This is a genomic window from Reinekea sp., assembly GCF_982785585.1.
In genome coordinates this window covers 56,699-58,792 of record NZ_CEYAVF010000021.1, presented here as the reverse complement: position 1 = coordinate 58,792, position 2,094 = coordinate 56,699, and the positions used below count along the sequence as shown (strand labels likewise).

General features: G+C 58.9%; 3 protein-coding genes. 2 read left to right on the top strand and 1 reads right to left on the bottom strand.

The genetic code is table 11. The features are described from left to right. Positions 1–382 (top strand): GFA family protein (locus AC4FIC_RS09885; protein WP_490359401.1); only part of this gene is annotated, 382 nt, incomplete at its 5' end. A gap of 3 nt (positions 383–385) precedes the next feature. Here the strand turns inward: AC4FIC_RS09885 and AC4FIC_RS09880 are convergent. Further along, positions 386–1,006 carry a tRNA-uridine aminocarboxypropyltransferase gene (locus tag AC4FIC_RS09880; RefSeq protein WP_273284246.1) on the bottom strand — a complete coding sequence of 207 codons (621 nt, stop codon included), beginning with the start codon at positions 1,004–1,006 and terminating at the stop codon, positions 386–388. 171 nt (positions 1,007–1,177) lie between these two features. On the opposite strand from AC4FIC_RS09880, the gene AC4FIC_RS09875 reads away from it, so the two are divergent. Beyond that, positions 1,178–2,094, top strand: a 917-nt coding sequence (locus AC4FIC_RS09875) for a hypothetical protein (protein ID WP_476194920.1), incomplete at its 3' end; no start/stop codon positions are given.

Below are 2,094 nucleotides of genomic sequence, written 5' to 3'. Positions count from 1 at the left end.
CAGCGTAACATATGAGATCGATCCTCCACTTGCCCTGTTCCAATATTGTCACTGCAGCCGTTGTCGGAAAGTCAGTGGTAGTGCTCATGCGGCGAGTTTGTTTGTCGCCCCGAGTCAGTTTCGCTGGCTTACTGGCGAAGCCGATGTGGCCCGCTTCGAACCGACTGGCGCCAAATACTATGCCTCCTGTTTCTGCACGACCTGCGGCTCCTCCCTACCCTGGTTGGTACAGGGCGGTCGTAACGTGGTGGTCCCGGCGGGCACCCTCGATGACGATCCCGAGCTGCGCCCGCGCGGCCATATTTATTGGGACTCCAAGGCGCCCTGGTACCATGAGGTCGACGCTCTGGAGCATTGGGAGCAGTTACCGCCGCGGCGTTAAGGCTTAATCTGCTGGCGCATCAAGCCCGGTAGCGGCCGGCGCGCGCCGGACATCCCGGACTTGAAAGTGACCCTGCATAGCATGAAAGGCTCGGAACAGCGGTTGGGTGTCGAGCTCAGGCTCAAGCGCCGCCAAACTGTAGGCTAGTGCTTCCAGCGTGGACAGGTAGTGGCTTTTAGGGCTTTTGCGGATGCGGTAATTGGATTCCAGATGACTGAGGTTGGCCTTGGGCAGCTTGTCCAACCAGGGGTTTAGCTGCCACATCTTATAGGCCTTTTTCCAGGTCGCATCGAGCAGCAGTAAGCGCACACCAACCTGAGGCTGGACGGCCGCAATCAGCTCGCCGAATGGCTGCGCAAGATCACTCGGGTACAGCAACCACACCACTCGCGTCTCAGCGGCCAATTCAGCTTGTAGAGCCGCGAAATCGGCCGGATCTTGGCCAATCCAAATTTGAGTCTGAGGCACGCACAGTTTGCAGATGCGCGCCGTGTTCTTAGCCACGCGCGTTTCCGCTGGGTGCTGCAGTATGTCGATTGCGGTGGCGCAGCGCATCGTGGTGACCTGGGCACAGAGACAGGTGGCCTGGGGATAGTGACAACGGCTGCAGATCGGTCTGGCCAAAAGGTGGGCACCACGGCTAAAACCGCATCGTAGCAGAGTTTCTCCCTAGGATGCACTGGCCTGGACTCGACGGATCCGCTTTATCGTCGCTCCTGCATGCGCTAAACTGACCGTCGGGTTTTAGTTTGCCCCGATTACCCTCAGCCCCCGGCGCACCTTAGGAGGTTAACTTTGAGCTTGTATTGTGCCAGCCTTAAACAGTCCTTGCGTGCGCTGCGCCAAGCCGGTGTGCTGGCATCTGCGTGGCTGGCCTTTTCCCTCGCCAGCGCAGAGCCATTGCCAAGCCCACCGTGGTTGACCGTTATTCGTGACACACCCTACGTCTTTAGCGCCGGCCTCTATAATAATCTCTCGACCATTCGCCGCTGGGTGTTGCTCGAGCAGAGTTACTGTGAGGTACCGCAGCGCCATATACTGTTCGATCAACGGGGCAATTTCTTAACCTGGTTCGACAACGCGGCCACGGTCGATTTGAATCAGGACCTGCTCAACACCCTGCGCGCGCGACTGTTCGATGAACAGCGCGTACATCGCTGGATCGGCGGCAGCCGGCTGGACATTGGTTACCCCTTCGCCCTGGGCTGCGACCAGCCGCATGTCGATCTGGCCAGTGCGCTCGGGCGACTGCTTGGCACCAACCGCAAAGACCGCGTCTGGGGCACCTGGGATAATATGGTCGCCGGCTCAGAGCAACAACCGATCCCCTTGGTCGACCTGGTTCAGCAAGTGTTCGAAGAAAAGGCCAAACGTCAGGACTATGTCGCCTCAAAGGCGGTGCTAACGGCTCTGCTGGGGCAAATCATTATTGAAAGTGGCGCCCAGAAACGCAGTTTCTCCAATGCGCAGGCCGTCGGTCTGATGCAATTGCGCCCGGAGGTCTTGGCCGATTGTGAAATTGCGCCGCGCTTTCATCTGCACCGTATGGCCCAGGTCGACTGTGTGGTTAGGCTCTATCAACAAAATGACCGCAACCTGCGACCCGCCTTTGATGCCCGCTTCGGCACCCTGCCGGCTAACAAACGCGAGCGGCTCTACTCGCTGTTGCTGGTCCAGGCCTATCACAGCGGCATCGGGCGAATGCTCCAGCT